Source organism: Neobacillus sp. OS1-2, assembly GCF_030915505.1.
Lineage (GTDB): Bacteria > Bacillota > Bacilli > Bacillales > Cytobacillaceae > Neobacillus.
In genome coordinates, this window is sequence record NZ_CP133265.1 from 278438 (window position 1) to 294437 (window position 16000).

The 16000-nt window shown below is 37.5% G+C and carries 19 protein-coding genes; 4 read left to right on the forward strand and 15 right to left on the reverse strand.

Annotated elements, in window-relative coordinates; genetic code table 11:
• Positions 1-48: 48 nt before the first annotated feature.
• The 9 genes from ypeB to RCG19_RS01535 form a co-directional block, all read right to left on the reverse strand.
• Positions 49-1398, reverse strand: a complete 1350-nt coding sequence (gene ypeB, locus RCG19_RS01495; RefSeq protein WP_308109414.1) for a germination protein YpeB — start codon at positions 1396-1398, stop codon at positions 49-51.
• A 14-nt stretch (positions 1399-1412) separates the two neighbouring features.
• The gene (gene sleB / locus RCG19_RS01500) at positions 1413-2198 is read right to left on the reverse strand and encodes a spore cortex-lytic enzyme (RefSeq protein ID WP_308110907.1); all 786 of its coding nucleotides are present in this window, start codon (positions 2196-2198) and stop codon (positions 1413-1415) included.
• A 157-nt stretch (positions 2199-2355) separates the two neighbouring features.
• Positions 2356-3045, reverse strand: a complete 690-nt coding sequence (gene prsW / locus RCG19_RS01505) for a glutamic-type intramembrane protease PrsW (RefSeq protein ID WP_166241052.1) — start codon at positions 3043-3045, stop codon at positions 2356-2358.
• An 83-nt stretch (positions 3046-3128) separates the two neighbouring features.
• Positions 3129-4085, reverse strand: a complete 957-nt coding sequence (locus RCG19_RS01510; protein ID WP_308109415.1) for an asparaginase — start codon at positions 4083-4085, stop codon at positions 3129-3131.
• Between the two features lie 6 nt (positions 4086-4091).
• Positions 4092-5063 (reverse strand): YpdA family putative bacillithiol disulfide reductase, encoded by a 972-nt coding sequence (locus RCG19_RS01515; RefSeq protein ID WP_166241047.1) that lies wholly within the window; start codon positions 5061-5063, stop codon positions 4092-4094.
• 184 nt (positions 5064-5247) lie between these two features.
• Positions 5248-6525: a Glu/Leu/Phe/Val family dehydrogenase gene (locus tag RCG19_RS01520; protein ID WP_166241045.1), complete on the reverse strand. Its 1278-nt coding sequence runs from the start codon at positions 6523-6525 to the stop codon at positions 5248-5250.
• A 207-nt stretch (positions 6526-6732) separates the two neighbouring features.
• The gene (locus RCG19_RS01525) at positions 6733-7317 is read right to left on the reverse strand and encodes a genetic competence negative regulator (RefSeq protein WP_166241043.1); all 585 of its coding nucleotides are present in this window, start codon (positions 7315-7317) and stop codon (positions 6733-6735) included.
• A 74-nt stretch (positions 7318-7391) separates the two neighbouring features.
• The gene (locus tag RCG19_RS01530; protein WP_308109416.1) at positions 7392-8180 is read right to left on the reverse strand and encodes a metallophosphoesterase; all 789 of its coding nucleotides are present in this window, start codon (positions 8178-8180) and stop codon (positions 7392-7394) included.
• 155 nt (positions 8181-8335) lie between these two features.
• Positions 8336-8971, reverse strand: coding sequence for a CBS domain-containing protein (locus tag RCG19_RS01535; protein WP_166241039.1), 636 nt, complete (start codon positions 8969-8971; stop codon positions 8336-8338).
• 120 nt (positions 8972-9091) lie between these two features.
• Between RCG19_RS01535 and RCG19_RS01540 the strand changes: the two genes are divergently transcribed.
• The 3 genes from RCG19_RS01540 (at position 9092) to cotJC (ending at position 10243) form a co-directional block, all read left to right on the forward strand.
• Positions 9092-9346 (forward strand): spore coat associated protein CotJA, encoded by a 255-nt coding sequence (locus tag RCG19_RS01540; protein ID WP_207342925.1) that lies wholly within the window; start codon positions 9092-9094, stop codon positions 9344-9346.
• Positions 9343-9603: a spore coat protein CotJB gene (locus RCG19_RS01545; protein WP_007084901.1), complete on the forward strand. Its 261-nt coding sequence runs from the start codon at positions 9343-9345 to the stop codon at positions 9601-9603. Before RCG19_RS01540 ends, RCG19_RS01545 begins: the two co-directional genes overlap by 4 nt.
• A 70-nt stretch (positions 9604-9673) precedes the next feature.
• Positions 9674-10243, forward strand: a complete 570-nt coding sequence (cotJC, locus tag RCG19_RS01550; protein WP_166241035.1) for a spore coat protein CotJC — start codon at positions 9674-9676, stop codon at positions 10241-10243.
• A gap of 32 nt (positions 10244-10275) precedes the next feature.
• On the opposite strand, the gene RCG19_RS01555 is transcribed toward cotJC, so the two are convergent.
• The 5 genes from RCG19_RS01555 to RCG19_RS01575 all read right to left on the reverse strand — a co-directional run bounded on the left by RCG19_RS01555 (position 10276) and on the right by RCG19_RS01575 (position 14689).
• Complete coding sequence (locus tag RCG19_RS01555) at positions 10276-10731, reverse strand: DUF2663 family protein (RefSeq protein WP_166241033.1); 456 nt, start codon at positions 10729-10731, stop codon at positions 10276-10278.
• Between the two features lie 95 nt (positions 10732-10826).
• On the reverse strand, positions 10827-11546 hold the full coding sequence (locus RCG19_RS01560; RefSeq protein WP_308109418.1) for a LysM peptidoglycan-binding domain-containing protein: 720 nt from the start codon (positions 11544-11546) through the stop codon (positions 10827-10829).
• Complete coding sequence (locus tag RCG19_RS01565) at positions 11539-12147, reverse strand: CPBP family intramembrane glutamic endopeptidase (protein WP_308109419.1); 609 nt, start codon at positions 12145-12147, stop codon at positions 11539-11541. Before RCG19_RS01565 ends, RCG19_RS01560 begins: the two co-directional genes overlap by 8 nt.
• Positions 12144-13652, reverse strand: coding sequence for a RecQ family ATP-dependent DNA helicase (locus RCG19_RS01570; RefSeq protein WP_308109420.1), 1509 nt, complete (start codon positions 13650-13652; stop codon positions 12144-12146). Before RCG19_RS01570 ends, RCG19_RS01565 begins: the two co-directional genes overlap by 4 nt.
• Positions 13643-14689: a YpbB family protein gene (locus tag RCG19_RS01575; RefSeq protein WP_308109421.1), complete on the reverse strand. Its 1047-nt coding sequence runs from the start codon at positions 14687-14689 to the stop codon at positions 13643-13645. Before RCG19_RS01575 ends, RCG19_RS01570 begins: the two co-directional genes overlap by 10 nt.
• Before the next feature lie 262 nt (positions 14690-14951).
• Here RCG19_RS01575 and RCG19_RS01580 point away from each other — a divergent pair, with 262 nt between their 5' ends.
• Positions 14952-15200, forward strand: a complete 249-nt coding sequence (locus RCG19_RS01580) for a ferredoxin (RefSeq protein ID WP_007084908.1) — start codon at positions 14952-14954, stop codon at positions 15198-15200.
• 114 nt (positions 15201-15314) lie between these two features.
• Here RCG19_RS01580 and RCG19_RS01585 read toward each other — a convergent pair whose 3' ends face one another.
• On the reverse strand, positions 15315-15890 hold the full coding sequence (locus RCG19_RS01585; RefSeq protein WP_308109422.1) for an ECF transporter S component: 576 nt from the start codon (positions 15888-15890) through the stop codon (positions 15315-15317).
• Positions 15891-16000 lie beyond the last annotated feature (110 nt).

Genomic DNA, 16000 nt, shown 5'->3' on the forward strand with positions numbered 1-16000 from the left:
TTTGGATATTATTATTCAATTTAAAAAGGAAAAGCAAGTGCTTTTCCCTTATAATACATCTTCGTAGATAGCTTCGGCATTTTTCAACTTTTCAACTTCTTCTTCAAATCCAGTTTTTGCATTTATAAAAATCCGATAGGTATCGTCGCCAATAGTCCCTAGGAATTCATAGCATAATACCTCTTCATTTAAATCATTCATAATCATCGCCTCGCGGTTTTCCAGTACCTTTAGGTTCGGATTAACCTTTGCACGCGCTTGTTCCAATGTAATCCCAGGTTTTTCAATGGTTCTAGTTTGGAAGGATTTTAAATATTCCTCTGCTGAAACCCCAATAATATCACCATTATCCAGCGCCACTTTCACCTTCACCGCTTCAGGATAAATTCGAACCCCATTACTATTTGTAACAAAATTGATGACGCCAATATTGTCATATTGCGTGCTTTCAAATACCTCTAAATCTTTGAAACCTGTTTCCTTTAAAAAGGCAGCTGCCTTATTATCTGCTTCATTAAGACTAAGCTTTTGTCCCTTTATTTCACGGTTATTAATAAACCAAATAGGATGACCGGCTTTTTTGGTAATATCCATACTAGCTTCCTGTCCGGTTTGTTTGTTTTTTATTGAAACGCTATAAAAACCATAGTCGGAACCTTTTCCATTCTCAGTAACCTTGACTTCTGCGTTTCCATCAAACTTCATATACTTTTTGGCGACCTGAATGGCCTCATTCCGCGAAATGGTCTTTCCCTTGATTTTTTTAAAATTCTCATCCCTTTTTTGCATGTTCATAAATGTCGGCCCAAAGTCAGATTCCTCGTAACTTGAAATTGTTTTTTCAACTGTTTTGAATCCATCGATAATCGTATTATCAGTTGTTTCTTTTCCCGATGCAAGGGCTAACTCAACATCCATCCAGCGCAAGTTATTCTTTAATACCATATGCTGAACATTCCGGAGCTCATTCTGAATATCGCCTGACTGCTTATAAAGCACCTTTAATGTATCATATTCCTTATCTGTTAATGGGTCATTTCCTAAATCTCTTACCGCTGTTCGGTAGCTGAAATTGCCGATATTTGCTAAGAATTCCTCTGTCTTATTAAAAGGCAGCAAGGTTAATGGGAGCTGCCCAACATCACCATGTGCCTGTGAGGTTAGTCTCCAAACTTCAATTAATGAAGGGGATAAAGTATCCTTAGAATTCATGGCAAGGGTTGTTCCAATTTTATCGTGGAGTATATCCATTCTGTAGGAAAGGTCATGGAATGCCCGTTGATAATTATTTTCGGCGTTTAACAGTATTGCATTCTTTTCTTGGTGTTCTTGGTAGCCCCAATAAGCCGTTCCCGCCACACCCAAAGCAAGAACACCGATTAATATTCCTCTAATCAATTCTATTCACCTCTCTACTTGCAAAAAATATGTTGCCCAATTCGTTTGATTTGCGGTCTTCCCCAAATCCAGCCGCTCGTGGCTGTAGCTGGATTAAAATAGTAAAGTGCCTCACCCGTTGGATCCCACCCATTAATTGCATCTATTACCGCCTTTTTTGAAGTTTCATTAGGTGTTAACCATATTTGCCCATCGGCAACTGCTGTAAATGCTCCTGGTTCAAAAATCACACCTGAAACGGTGTTAGGAAATGATGCACTATTGACTCGGTTTAAGATTACCGCTGCTACGGCAACTTGACCTATATATGGTTCACCCCTTGATTCCCCATGAACAGCGTTTGCCATTAAGCGGATATCATTTTGTGAAAAACCGCCTGGTGTATTTGCCGCTGTTGGCTTTTTCGCTGCAGCTTGTTTTGGTGGTGCAGGCTTGGTTGCTGGCGCCTTAGTATTTGGTGCACTTTGCTTGCTTTTATCAACACCACCGTAGTAAGTAAACTTTTTTCCGGATTTCATTTGATTTTTTACATATTGCTGATCATATTTACTTGCTTTCGTTAGCTTTGCTTTTGTGGTGGTTCCGGCCAATCCGTCTATTTTTAGCCCGAATTCATATTGAAAGTTTCTTAACGCCCAATATGTACCCCATCCAAACACTCCATCAATTTTCCCGTTATAGAATCCGACATATTGGAGTCTTGATTGCAATTCAATGACATCATCACCCACGGCTCCTTTTTGGATAATCTGATTAGAAAAGGCATGAACCTTTTGGTTCTCCATCATGGATAATGGCATGGTACAGAAAAAGAATAGAATGAAGTATTTGATTAGGTTGTTTTTCTTTTTCATGGAATTATAACCCCCAAATGAATCTTTTTAGCAGTAACCCTATTTTTTGTTTTATTGGTGATTTTATTCCATCTAATGAAGAATAAATAAAAAAACCCTACATTTAGGAATGAAGGGTCTTTTGTACCGGATATTGTTTGTTGAAATGATTAGCACTTAATATTTTTGCCTTTTTCACCTTTCTTAACCCAAACCACCAAAGGAAAATCATAAACGGAAAAATAATAAACAGCCAATGTTCTAGTGAAATCAATATGAAATCATAGAACCCATGCAAGATAAAAGGCAAAAGCAAAGAGAACAGGATCCACTTAGCTTTATTTCCTTCCGTAAACTTTGCTTTTCCGAGATAAAAGCCCATAATCACTCCAAATAGGGCATGGCTTGATACCGGCAATAAAGCACGCGTCATCGCATGCTCAATCCCGTTTGCAATTAAATAAAAGATATTTTCGACAGTAGCAAATCCAAGGGAAACAGCTACTCCATATACAATACCATCAAAGGGTTCATCAAATTCAACATGTTGATAAATGGCATAAAACAAAATGAACCACTTAAAAAATTCCTCTAGTAAACTTGAACTAAAAAAGGCATCAATCAGATTTGATGTAAGCAAATGTTCGACATCAAAGACATGCTGGATAAACATAATCGGGAACACCAAAAGGGCTCCGTAAATAAATGTCCTCAAAACAAAGGAAATTGGCTCTGGTTCGTATTCATCTTTTAAATAAAAATAACTTAACAATGCCAGACCTGGAGCAACTCCGGCAGATAAAATTCCCAGCATGATGAACCTACTTTCCATCCTTTTTCCTTATCGTAACATGGAACCGGTGTAAAGAAAATGAAAGATTGATTCCATTTTACGTGTTAAAAATTAATAGACTCTAAACCACTTGCCATTGCTACTGCCAATTTAATTCTTGCCTTTTTCGAGTCATTGTCACTTCCTAGAATGACACCTTTGTTATAAAGATCATAAGCACTTCCTTCATAATCATAGGTCGTATAGACAGACCCTTCTTCCGCACTCGTTGTTATGACTAGCTTTATTCCCTCTTTAATGGACTTTTCAATTTCCTCCATCATCTTAGGAGCCACCTGACCTCTTCCTACTCCTTCAAGAACTATTCCACTCACCCCAGCCTCTCGTGCTGCTTTAATAAATTTCCCGTCCGCCCCAATATAGCATTTAATAATTTCTACTTGAGGGACCTGCGTTTTAATTTGATAGCATTCTCTTTTAATGGGTTTTTGAAAGACATGAACCCGATCATTGTCAATAATACCGAGATAGCCGAATCCAAAAGCATTAAAACCCTGAATATTGGAGGCATGTTCCTTTTTCACATATCTAGCCGCAAATATTCGCTCATTAAACACAACCACAGTACCGGAATTTTGTAAATCAACGGAACAAGCTGAATAAATAGCATGCCTCAAGTTAATGTAGACATCACTTCCTAAATCCTCAGGAGAACGTTGTGAGCCCGTTACTACCACTGGTCTGTGGTCATTTATCGTCAAATCAAGAAAATAGGCCGTTTCCTCCATGGTATCGGTCCCATGGGTCACAACGACACCAGAAACTGCTTCATCCTTAAAATAATCTTCTATTTTATTTTTTAGAAAAACCAAATCATCAAAGGTAATGTGAATACTTGCCTTTTGAAAAACAGATTCTACAATTACTTCAATATCTTTTGGTAAATTACACATGGCTGCAAGCTCTTCACCCGTTAATGCACCAGAAGCTAATTTTCCTAAATCCTTATTTGCTTTACTTGCAATGGTACCGCCTGTTGTTAATAGAACAACTTTATTCATGACTAATCATCCTTTAGTTTCTTTTTCTAAGATATTACGTGCTATTTGTCCACCATGAAAACGCCCATTTTCTATAAAAATTTCATTCGCGTTATTCCCAGCGGCAATGACACCAGCTATATAAATTCCCTCGATGTTTGTTTCCATTGTCTCGGGGTCAAATAGGGGTCTACCTGTTTCCTCGTCAATGTTCACACCCATAGTTTTTAAAAATTGATGGTCTGGATGGTAACCGGTCATAGCAAAAACAAAATCATTCGTAATGGTTTTTTGTTCATCATCCTTACTATATACGACCTGATTTTCGGTAATTTCCTGAATAGTTGCGCCAAACTCCAATGTAATCGTGCCATTTTTTACTAAAGCTTCGAATTCAGGAAGAATCCATGGTTTAATACTAGGTGAATATTCCGTTCCACGATACAGAACAGTAACTCTTGCACCTGCTTTTACTAGTTCTAGTGCGGCATCAACACTGGAGTTTTTTCCACCAATTACACAAACATCTTGATTGAAATAGGGATGAGCCTCTTTAAAATAATGGAAAACTTTTGGTAAGTCTTCACCAGGAACATTCATAAAGTTCGGATGATCATAATAGCCTGTTGCAATGATGACATAATCAGCGCTATAGGTTTTTTTATCACTAGTAACATATATTTGCTGATCCTGTTTGTACACTTTTGTGACTGTTTCAAACGTGTTAATCCGAAGCTGCTTTCGCTTAGCTACCTCCCGATAATAGACAAGTGCCTGGTTTCTTTTAGGTTTATAGCTATCAGTTACAAACGGCATAGCGCCAATTTCTAATTTTTCGCTCGTGCTAAAAAAGGTTTGATGTGTTGGATAATGATAGATAGAATTAACCACATTTCCCTTTTCAATAATTAATGGTTTTTTCCCAATTTCCTGTAATGAAATCGCTGCAGCTAACCCACAGGGTCCTCCACCGATAATAATAATATCTTCTGCTTGCAAATGGATACACTCCTTATTACGATTCTAAAGAAAACTCGCTGACTGACAAGCCCCTAAGGGCGAAGACAGAGACGTAGTTGCACTTATACCCTGAATGGAAAGTTATTCTTTCCTTTTGGTCAAATAAAAAACTCCCACCCTGTATATGATAGGAGTTTTTTTATTATAATTCAATGCTAAGCACTTAAATCCAGCCTCTGAAGCGGCTCGCTTCTGCCATTTTTCGAACCCCGACCATATAGGCAGCAAGTCTCATATCGACACGGCGTGTTTGAGCAGTATCATAAATATTTTTAAATGATTTCACTAATATTTTTTCGAGTTTTTCCTCTACTTCTTCTTCCGTCCAATAATAACCTTGGTTATTTTGAACCCACTCGAAGTAAGAAACAGTAACACCGCCCGCTGAAGCTAATACATCTGGAACAAGAAGAATACCACGTTCTGTTAAAATTTCAGTAGCCTCTAATGTTGTTGGACCATTGGCTGCCTCAACCACGATGCTCGCACGAATATTATGCGCATTTTCTGCGGTAATTTGATTTTCAATTGCAGCCGGCACAAGAATATCACATTCAAGTTCTAATAATTCTTTATTTGTAATTGTATTATTAAATAATTTCGTAACAGTCCCAAAGCTATCTCGTCTATCTAATAAATAATCAATATCAAGACCATTTGGATCATGTAATGCACCGTAGGCATCGGAAATACCGATTACTTTCGCTCCGGCATCGTGCATGAATTTTGATAAAAAGCTCCCCGCGTTGCCGAAACCCTGAATCACAACCCTTGCACCTTCAATTTGAATGCCTTTCTTTTTTGCTGCTTCACGGATACAAATAGTTACACCTTTTGCCGTTGCTGATTCACGACCATGTGAACCACCCAAGACTAACGGCTTGCCGGTTATAAAGCCAGGAGAATTGAATTCATCTATTCGGCTATATTCATCCATCATCCAAGCCATAATTTGCGAATTTGTAAACACATCCGGTGCTGGAATATCCTTGGTTGGTCCAACAATTTGACTGATTGCCCGTACGTATCCACGACTCAATCTTTCAAGTTCTCTAAAGGACATATCCCGTGGGTCGCAAACGATGCCACCTTTACCACCACCATATGGAAGATCGACGATTCCGCATTTCAAGCTCATCCAGATAGAAAGGGCTTTCACTTCGGTTTCAGTTACACCTGGATGAAAACGAATTCCACCCTTCGTTGGTCCAACTGCATCATTATGTTGTGCACGGTATCCCGTAAATATTTTTGTTGATCCGTCATCCATTCTCACTGGAATTTTAACTGTCATCATACGTAACGGCTCTTTTAAAAGCTCGTATACCTCTTCAGGATAACCTAACTTCTCAAGGGCTTTATGAATAACGGTTTGTGTTGATTTCAACACATCATTCTTTTCCACTTGATTAGTCTTTTCTGTACCATTTTCGGCTACCATTTGTAATCCTCCTAAGAAATCTCTTTTACGAATGTTGTCCGCTTTCAGTCACAAGTATACACGTTTAATTGATTTATGCAAGGTGAAAAAAGCACATTTATGTATTTTTCAGCACATACTTGAAAACGCTCCCAATCCAGTTTTGTTTCTTCAAAAAAAACGGAAAAGGGGCATGCACCCCTTTTAATTTCTTTACACCTATATTCCTTATTTAAAATAATGAAGAATGGTTTCCACTGCCCCGTTTTTAATGATTTGTTTCCCATATTCAGCAAGAACGAACGGACTAAGAATGGAGGGATTACCAAATTCCGACAATATACTGGCTGCCCTTTCTTTTTTTGTGATATCTACTTGATCCATTAAAAGATAATAGCAATTATGGTAAGAATATAAGCTCCCGCCAAATAACTCTATATTTGAGAACCTTTTTGAAAGGCCAATAACATCCTCAAATTCTTTAAACTCAAATAATAGCTCTTCACAGCCTTCCACCCTTACCTGCATTTCAATGTACCCATCATATAGTAAATCTTGATCATCATCTTTTACTTCATCAACAGTAATGATCAATATCATACCTTGTGCTTGAAGGGAGAAAATTTCAACCGCTACTGACCCCTGGATATCAACATCAAATTCCTCGCTTGCCTCTTCCAGCATATCATGAAACAGTTGATTCCATTTACTTGAATCCTTCCAAATATCTTCTTTGGAAAGCCCCCTATCAAACAGATCATCAGAGGTTAAAAAAATTTTTATTTTATTGGCCGTTAAGCGTTCTAAGCGCATGTTTTTGCCCCCTGCCGTGACATAACTCTTGTTTTTAGTGTATGCCTTTAGGGTCAGTTGGTGAATTGTCTAAATCATCCTAACTTTTCTGTTCCTCTCTGAAGGGTAATAAGGTGTGATTCTGCAGGCGCCCCAAGCCTCAGGGGAAGGGCAGTTGTCCCATAACCATTACTTATGAAAAGAATTGTGTTATTTAGTTTTTTTATTCCTCCTCTTTTATAAGGACTATACCCGAAAAGATGGATCTGTCCCCCATGAGTATGTCCACTTAACACCAAGCGTATTTCATGTTCGGGTAGAATTTTTTTCACGATTGCCGGAATGTGACAGGCAATTATTTTGAAACTGTTCACTTCGGCATCTGAAAGTGCCAAATCAAGTTGATCACGATCCTGACTCATGTCATCAACCCCAAGCAAACATAATTTTTCCCCTTGTGTTGACTCAAATGTCACTGCTGTATTAGCTAAAACCTTTACCCCTAAATCGAGTAAAACGGCATCCAATTTCCGGAAATCCACTTCATAATCATTGTTACCCCAAACAAAATAAACCGGGCCTACCTGTTTTAATTTCACAATATTTGTTTTCACTCTTTCAAAGGGAACTCCTTTTTCAGTTAAATCTCCTCCGATAATGACGAGATCCGCCTTACCCATAACCTCATCGATTATTTGATCTGAAATAGTCCGCTTATGAATATCAGAAATAAAAAAAATGGTCACTTCGCCTAATGACTCCGGAAAATCTGAAAAGAATAATTTATGCTTTACTACTTTATTTAAAAATGCTTCACGTACCATATACAGGAGCAGAAGCAACCCACATACCAAAATGAATAGTCCAAACCAAAACAAAATCATCTATTCTTTTCCCCTTTTCCTTACTTTACCTTTATTGAAATCATACCATAAAGCACCCTTAAACTAAAAAAGACCACAAAGAGCAACCCTATCCTTTTAAACATAAAAAATCCCTCCCATACAATGTATGAGAAGGAAGAACATTCTTACCCTACTTATTCGTCCTCTTGAATACTTAATATCCGGAAACCGTGTTCCTCAAGCTTCTTAGTAAACCTGTCTATATTATCTTTCTTTTCAATCTTCATCACAATTCTTCGGACAAGCTTATCCGTTTCATCAAAAGTTACTAGAGAAATGATGTGTTCATGGAATTGATGAGCAATTTCAGACAGGCGGGCTATCCGGCCTTCTGTTTCGACTGAGGTAAAGGCAATCCTTACCCCGGGACGATTTACACCAAAGGCACTTTCAAAGGAACTGATTACATCCGAACGTGTCACCACACCAAGGAAATTTTTATTTGCATCAACTACAGCCAATAATGGAAAGTCCTTCAAATCCAGGAGCGTCCTTTCAAATAACTCCCCACCTTCTAAATACTTATTTTGATAGGAAACAATATCTTGAACATAGGTGGTGGTTAAATATTCCTCTTTTTTCAGATTGGAAAGAAAATAACCTTCATATATATTAAATCTTGTCGCAACGCCCAAATACTTTTCCCCTTGTAATACAGGTAATCCATCAATTTGATGCGTTTCTAATAATGACAATGCCTCTTTTAACGTAACATCTGCTTGAACAGTAAAAGATTCATGCTTTGGAATCATAATATTTTTTACGAACATTTACATCACCTCATAGTAATAATCCTACATCTCCATTATACTTCGACAAGCCCTAAAAAAATCCTTTTATATATTAAAGATTTATGTCATGTATTATGAAACCTCTCATATCATTAACTGATGCTGAATATAAGGAGGGCTACTGTGAATACACATCATAAATCGTATCATCCGTATGCGAGTCCGTTTGATCCTTGTAAACCAATCACCACAAAAACTTATTCAACCCCGCCCCATTTATATATGGGGTTTCAACCACCCAATCTTCCTCAATTTGCACCACTTGAAGCCTTACGGGCTGGTACACTTTGGAAGGATCTTTATGACCCATACTACAATTCTGCTGAGAAGGCCCAAGGGGGAATGGCTCCATGAAACAAGTTCCAGCTGAGTATTATCAATTAATGGAGCAGCTCCAGGCAGTCGACTTTGTTTTAGTCGAGTTAACCCTTTACTTAGATACCCACAATGATGACCTTGAGGCCATCCACCAATTTAATCATTATGCCAAAGAAAGAAAACGGTTAAAAAAGGAGTTTGAAAGTCAATTTGGACCGCTATTGCAATTTGGAAATAGTTATTCTGGTTATCCATGGAATTGGGACGATACCCCTTGGCCCTGGCAAGTATAAAAATGGAAACGCCTTGAACAAGCGTTTGCGTTAGATAGTGATCGAAGTAATTTTGGGAGGGATGAAATGAATGTGGGTTTATGAGAAGAAATTACAGTATCCTGTTCGCGTCAGTACCTGTAACCCAACACTAGCAAAATACCTAATCGAACAATACGGGGGGGCTGATGGGGAACTAGCCGCAGCACTGCGTTATTTAAATCAACGATATACCATTCCCGATAAGGTGATTGGATTACTCACAGATATAGGTACCGAAGAATTCGCCCATCTTGAGATGATTGCGACCATGGTGTATAAATTAACGAAAGATGCAACTCCAGAACAATTAAAGGCAGCAGGGCTAGGTGCCCATTATGCAGACCATGACAGTGCCTTATATTATCATAATGCTGCAGGAGTCCCTTGGACTGCAACATATATCCAAGCAAAGGGAGATCCAATTGCGGACCTTTATGAAGATATTGCTGCTGAAGAAAAAGCTCGTGCCACGTATCAATGGCTTATCAATATAAGTGATGATCCTGATATCAATGATAGCCTGCGTTTTTTACGCGAGCGAGAAATTGTCCACTCACTAAGATTCCGTGAAGCTGTAGAGATATTAAAAGAAGAACGCGATAAAAAGACGATTTTCTAAAAGGAATAAGAAGCAGCTCTTAATCCTGCTTCTTATTTTTTTTCATGGTAAAGGTTTATGTCATATAGTTTTTTCATCATTTCAAAGACGATATGGCGGTTCTTCCATTCCTCTTCCCTTTTCCATAAATCCTTGCTTCGGTCAACGATTTCACACCGTAATTCTTGATATTCCTTTTCTTTTTTCTCCTTTTGTTGTTTTAAAAGATTCATCGCGCCTAAACCAATAAGAGTTATCGTTATCAAGAGTACAGCCGCTCCATCATTTAATGTTGCCGATAACACGGATAAAAAGGAATAAGAATAGATTTTAAAAATCGTTGCATAGAAATACAAAATAAAAATAAAGGCAAAAAAAAGTGTTCCATATATTGAAATAAAATGCCATGTTTTAGTGGTATCAAACTTTTTCTTCTTTTTTCTTACGTTTTCTAACATTTGCTTCGTTGCTTGATCCGTGTATTCAAGTAATTGGATTGGAGAATCCATATGTTATCACCCTCCATTTCTCCCTCTATACTTATGATCTTGTCCCATAAAATATGTTTTAAAAAGACAAAAAAACCGATCAAAATAATGATCGGCTAGTTATTTAACGGAATATTCAAGACTTGACCAACATAAATATTTTCACTTTGGAGCTTATTCGCCTTTTTAATTATCTCGATCCCTTTTTGAGATTGGTAGTACTTCATCGCAATCTTAAAGAGTGTATCTTGTTTGGTAACCGTATGATAAATCACCTTATTTGTTTCGTTTTTGACGGGTTCTGGCTGAGGCTGGCTATCTTTATCTGTCACCTGCTTATTGGCAGCGTCATTATTTAAACTTGGTGCCGGACTAGATGGTGTAGATGGAACGCCTAAAACAGGCTGCCCTGCTACATCCTGATGTTTTTCACTGGTTTCCTCCGCTACATTCGAACCGTCATTAACTTGATCTTGTTCCTTTGTTTCTTCAGACTGCTCTGAAATGGTTTTGTCATCAGAATTAGACTTTTCAAGATTGATGGTTTCATACCCTACAGAACTTCCGGACGTCTTCTCTGCCCCATTCACTTTCTTCGCATGATCCCTATAAGAAATCACACTAAAAATGATGATCGGAAGGAGGATAAAACACAAGACCAATAGTCGAATAAGTGGATATTTTAGCTTCCATTTTGTCTTTTTTCTTTTTTGTCGGTGTACCTGCTCTCTTGGAGGCAATTTATCATTGTTACCGTCTTCGACCCTATCATTTATTTTTTGGATCCGTTGCTTTAGCCTTTCCGCTTGATCTCTGTATGGTTCCTCTTTATTCACGGAGCTCTCCTCCCTGTTCATCTAAAACGGTTGTTCGTCTATATTTAATATATAAACCTAATAAAAAATCAATGACAAAATGCATCGTGATGGTAATGGCTAAATTCCCCGTCCATTCGTAAATCATTCCAATAATAAAACTAAGCAGGACAATATTCACAAATAGAAACCAATTAAAGAGGTAACGATAATGAATAATAGCAAAAATAATACTGGCTAGAATTAGACCCACTTTTGTTTGGATGATTCCTCGGAAAAGTAATTCCTCGCTAAAAGCAACAAAAAATGCAATCACTATTATATGAAGAACATTTCTATTTTTAAAAATTCTTTCATTTAATCCCCCATCATCATAGTAGGAGGGAGGCAACAAGTTCATTAAGACCAAATCAACTATAACAACTGCGACACCTAGCGGAATACCGATTGTAACAATAGATAGGTCTGCTAGTTGAATTTGATCCAAATAAGAAAAATGATCAAATAAAAGAAAACCTAAAATAAATGAGATTCCTACGAGAATGATTTGTGTTACATATAAATGAGAAAGGAGTTCTTTATCCGTTAAACTTGCAATTAATTCATGATACTTCTGTTTCATTCACTCAACCCACTATTGACTAAAATTTTGGCAAGATAATCCTTCCATTTTTCTTCACTTGTCATTGAAAATGGTGTTTTTACAGCAGACTGATATTCATTTAACTCCAGCCCACAAACATCACAGCAGGAGGAAACTTTGTTTGGCAATCTTTCATCAAAATATCCTAAGATAAATTCTCGTCTGCACGAGAGAGATTCCACCCATCTTTTCATTAAAAAAATATGGTTGAATTTAGCTTCTAATCTTTCTTTAACAAATTCCTTTACCTGAGTTTTTACTTTTTCAGGTGAACTAACCATTTTAGTTGGAGCTAAAACGAATTCCTCCATAATTCTCCACTGACTATCAGAAAAACCACCAAGCTCTTTTAAATGCAGACTAAATTCTGTCTTGCCATCTGGTAGTGTTTCTTCATGTTGCACATGAGCAAAAAACCAGTCAATTTGCTGTTCTGATGGTAATTCCCCTTCTGCAAGCTGCAGCGGAAGTTGTTCGTCACCAGGTGCGTATAAAAGAATTGCGACACTTGGGTTCCCATCACGGCCTGCCCTGCCGATTTCCTGAAGATATGATTCCATTTGCATCGGCATATGATAATGGATGATAAAGCGGATATTTTCCTTGTTTATGCCCATCCCAAATGCACTTGTAGCACATATGACATCCAACTGGTTATGAATAAACTGCTGCTGAATTAATATTCTCGAGTTTTGATCCACTCCGCCGTGATAGGCCATGGCCCGGCAAATACCCTTTTCATCAAGCAAGGCGGCCATTTGTTCCGCTGCCTTTTTGCTAGAAAAATAAATAATTCCAGGTTTTTGCAGTCTTGCGACAAGATCGATAACCCGATCATGTTTATGATGATAATCTGTTAATTTTTCAATATGGAAAGCGATATTTGGCCGATCAATCGTGGATACAATTTTTACCACTTCTTCAAGTTCAAGTGACAGCGAAATGTCATCAAGAACCCTGCTTGTAGCTGTTGCTGTCAGTGCAAGGGTCACAGGATCCCCTAACTTTTCCCGAATGGCACCTAATTTTGAATAATCTGGGCGAAAATCATAGCCCCATTGTGATATACAGTGCGCCTCATCAACGACAAATAAGGAAATCGTTAGTTGCTGCAGCATCCTGATAATAAATGGAACGCGAAGCATTTCAGGAGAAATGAAGATAAACTTATATTCCTTTAAATGCCGGAGTACATTATTCCTTTCGCTTGGAGATAGAAATGAATTTAAGGCAATTACCCGTTTCTCACCAAATCGTTTAAATTGTTCTACTTGATCCTGCATAAGGGACAGAAGTGGAGAAATAATTAATGTTTGTCCCGGAAGGATAAGACCAGGAAGTTGATAACACAAGGTCTTCCCCGTACCTGTCGGAAGCATAGCTAACGTATGCTTTCCAGCAAGTACAGACGATATAACCTCCTTCTGGCCAGTTTTAAATGACGAATACCCAAAGTGCTTTTTTAACAGTGATTCTATTTCCATTCCCTATCACCATACTTCGCCAACACCAACCGTATTTGAAAATACGTGGCTGACTGCAATTGATCTTTGATTAGCTTAAGTTGCCTAGTTCCCATTAATCTAGAAATATCAATGATCCTTTTTTGTAATTCTTTTTCAACATACGGATCGATCAAGAAATGATTAATACTTAAAGCAAATTCAACAAAATGATCTTCAACCGTACTTACCTTCAAACCCCTTAACTTTGCAATCATATCTGGTGAGTATCCCTCATTAAAAAGGGCCCACGTTTTCCTTGAAGAAATGGTTAATTCATCATTTTGATTCAAGTCTTTGATTAGAATGGATAATATCCTAAATCGTGCGGGATTCCGCATAATCGTTTGCAATAAATAATGAAGGGTTTGAATAAATCCAATATGGTAATCATGAATGTCCATATTTAATTTCTTTGCAGTCTGCAATGAAGTGAGTCCAATTTGCTCGAAACCAGTTAACCGAAACACAACAATAGCCGGATCGATTTCCTCAGTCTCTTCGAAACATGTGATCAATTCCGTGTAGACCATGTTCCCTAACTCATTCCTCGATATGTTCATTTCCTTTATTGCGGCTTTCAACCACTGGTGAACATCCTTGTTGCTTTGGATAGGCTGATATCTTGTTTCTCCAAAAATTAAATTTGAAGTGACCTGAATAAACAGTGTCAATCTTTCCCAAAACAACGAAGTAAACGGCTGATAGCCCCAGCCATTTAAATAGGCAGGCACTGGATTGTTTTCTAAATTTGCTTGTCCATTGGTGGTAAGAGTATATTGTTGTTCTCCCAAATGTTTAATCCACTCTTTTTTGCACATGGATTGAATGATTTCATCAAAGGTGGCACGTGTTAATGTGTCATAAATACCAAAAAAACTTTTTAATGAAAACAAATGAGCATCTTGAATGGTTTGCGATGACTTTTTTCCATTAATAAGGTGGAAGATGGAATAAATTGTCCGTTCGTTATTCAATTGCGTTAAACAATATAGAATGATGGCTTCTAACTGCAGCATTTATGACCCACCACATTTTCCTTCATTTTATCGACAAATTCCCCATTATTTCTATTTTTATTTTAACATGAAATGAGGATTCTTGGTGATTAAAAAAGCGAAAGATTAAGTAAAACAAAATAACAAACTACCGTTTTAATAGTATTTTTCTATTGAAAAGTTGCCCATACAGTTTTACAATAGATATGACTAATGCGTTTCCATTATTATTAGGAAAACGAGCTAGAATAATTTTTGTTATTTAACTGGGAGGTTTTTTTTCATGGCAAAGTATACTATTGTTGACAAGGAAACATGCATCGCATGTGGTGCGTGTGGCGCAGCAGCACCAGATATTTATGATTATGATGATGAAGGCATTGCATATGTTACACTTGACGATAACGAAGGTATTGTTGAAATTCCAGATGTGTTAATCGATGACATGATGGATGCGTTTGAAGGCTGCCCAACTGATTCAATCAAAGTGGCTGACGAATCATTCGATGGTAATCCAACAAAATTCGAATAATATTTTGTCAAAAAAATATTTTTAAGCTACTAAACCCCGTCTTTTACAGGCGGGGTTATTTATTTTCATAATAAAAAGCAGCAGGGGCTCTCGGATGAGAACACCTGCTGCTTTTTATGCACCTTTCACAGCAGAAAATTTATTAATCCATGCTTGCATTTTGATAAACAGCAGCATAAAGATGATGGACATCATCACGCCTTTTAAAATGTTAAAGGGTAAGATTGCCGGCACGACATAGTTCCGCATGTCTGGAAATCCCATAAGAACAGTATAGGCTGGTAAAATGAAGAAGTAATTTAAAATACTCATCACAACAGCCATGACCACGGTTCCAGTGATTAAACCCATTGTCATTCCCTTTTTCGTTTTTAGTTTATTATAGACAAAATAGGTTGGCAGGATAAACACAATTCCTGCTAAGAAATTGGCAATATGACCAACAGGGACTCCTGTTTGGCTTCCTGTCGCAATATAATTAAGAACATTTTTAAAAAACTCAACTAAAATACCTGCAATTGGTCCAAAAATTAAAGTTGCAATTAATGCAGGAATATCGCTAAAATCAACAAATAAAAAATTTGGGAATAATGGCAGCGGGAAATTTAATAGCATCAAAAGATACGCTATACTGCTCAGCATTCCAATTGAAACATAAGCCTTTACTGATATTTTCTTTGTCTTTTTCATTTTCTTCCTCTCTCCTTTTTGATCCATCGCGTAAGGAAGAGAGGTTCAGCAACATCGGCGGCCAAATAAATAAAAATCCCTCAAGTCAATTGCTCGAGGGAGATTACAAA

What these genes read in the sequence shown, in the direction of transcription:
- sleB (WP_308110907.1), bottom strand. Translation starts at nt 2,198, where the DNA reads ATGCCATTATCCATGATGGAGAACCAAAAGGTTCATGCCTTTTCTAAT.
- prsW (WP_166241052.1), bottom strand. Translation starts at nt 3,045, where the DNA reads ATGCTGGGAATTTTATCTGCCGGAGTTGCTCCAGGTCTGGCATTGTTA.
- RCG19_RS01510 (WP_308109415.1), bottom strand. Translation starts at nt 4,085, where the DNA reads ATGAATAAAGTTGTTCTATTAACAACAGGCGGTACCATTGCAAGTAAA.
- RCG19_RS01520 (WP_166241045.1), bottom strand. Translation starts at nt 6,525, where the DNA reads ATGGTAGCCGAAAATGGTACAGAAAAGACTAATCAAGTGGAAAAGAAT.
- RCG19_RS01525 (WP_166241043.1), bottom strand. Translation starts at nt 7,317, where the DNA reads ATGCGCTTAGAACGCTTAACGGCCAATAAAATAAAAATTTTTTTAACC.
- RCG19_RS01530 (WP_308109416.1), bottom strand. Translation starts at nt 8,180, where the DNA reads ATGATTTTGTTTTGGTTTGGACTATTCATTTTGGTATGTGGGTTGCTT.
- RCG19_RS01535 (WP_166241039.1), bottom strand. Translation starts at nt 8,971, where the DNA reads ATGTTCGTAAAAAATATTATGATTCCAAAGCATGAATCTTTTACTGTT.
- RCG19_RS01540 (WP_207342925.1), top strand. Translation starts at nt 9,092, where the DNA reads ATGCTGAATATAAGGAGGGCTACTGTGAATACACATCATAAATCGTAT.
- RCG19_RS01545 (WP_007084901.1), top strand. Translation starts at nt 9,343, where the DNA reads ATGAAACAAGTTCCAGCTGAGTATTATCAATTAATGGAGCAGCTCCAG.
- cotJC (WP_166241035.1), top strand. Translation starts at nt 9,674, where the DNA reads ATGTGGGTTTATGAGAAGAAATTACAGTATCCTGTTCGCGTCAGTACC.
- RCG19_RS01555 (WP_166241033.1), bottom strand. Translation starts at nt 10,731, where the DNA reads ATGGATTCTCCAATCCAATTACTTGAATACACGGATCAAGCAACGAAG.
- RCG19_RS01565 (WP_308109419.1), bottom strand. Translation starts at nt 12,147, where the DNA reads ATGAAACAGAAGTATCATGAATTAATTGCAAGTTTAACGGATAAAGAA.
- RCG19_RS01570 (WP_308109420.1), bottom strand. Translation starts at nt 13,652, where the DNA reads ATGGAAATAGAATCACTGTTAAAAAAGCACTTTGGGTATTCGTCATTT.
- RCG19_RS01575 (WP_308109421.1), bottom strand. Translation starts at nt 14,689, where the DNA reads ATGCTGCAGTTAGAAGCCATCATTCTATATTGTTTAACGCAATTGAAT.
- RCG19_RS01580 (WP_007084908.1), top strand. Translation starts at nt 14,952, where the DNA reads ATGGCAAAGTATACTATTGTTGACAAGGAAACATGCATCGCATGTGGT.
- RCG19_RS01585 (WP_308109422.1), bottom strand. Translation starts at nt 15,890, where the DNA reads ATGAAAAAGACAAAGAAAATATCAGTAAAGGCTTATGTTTCAATTGGA.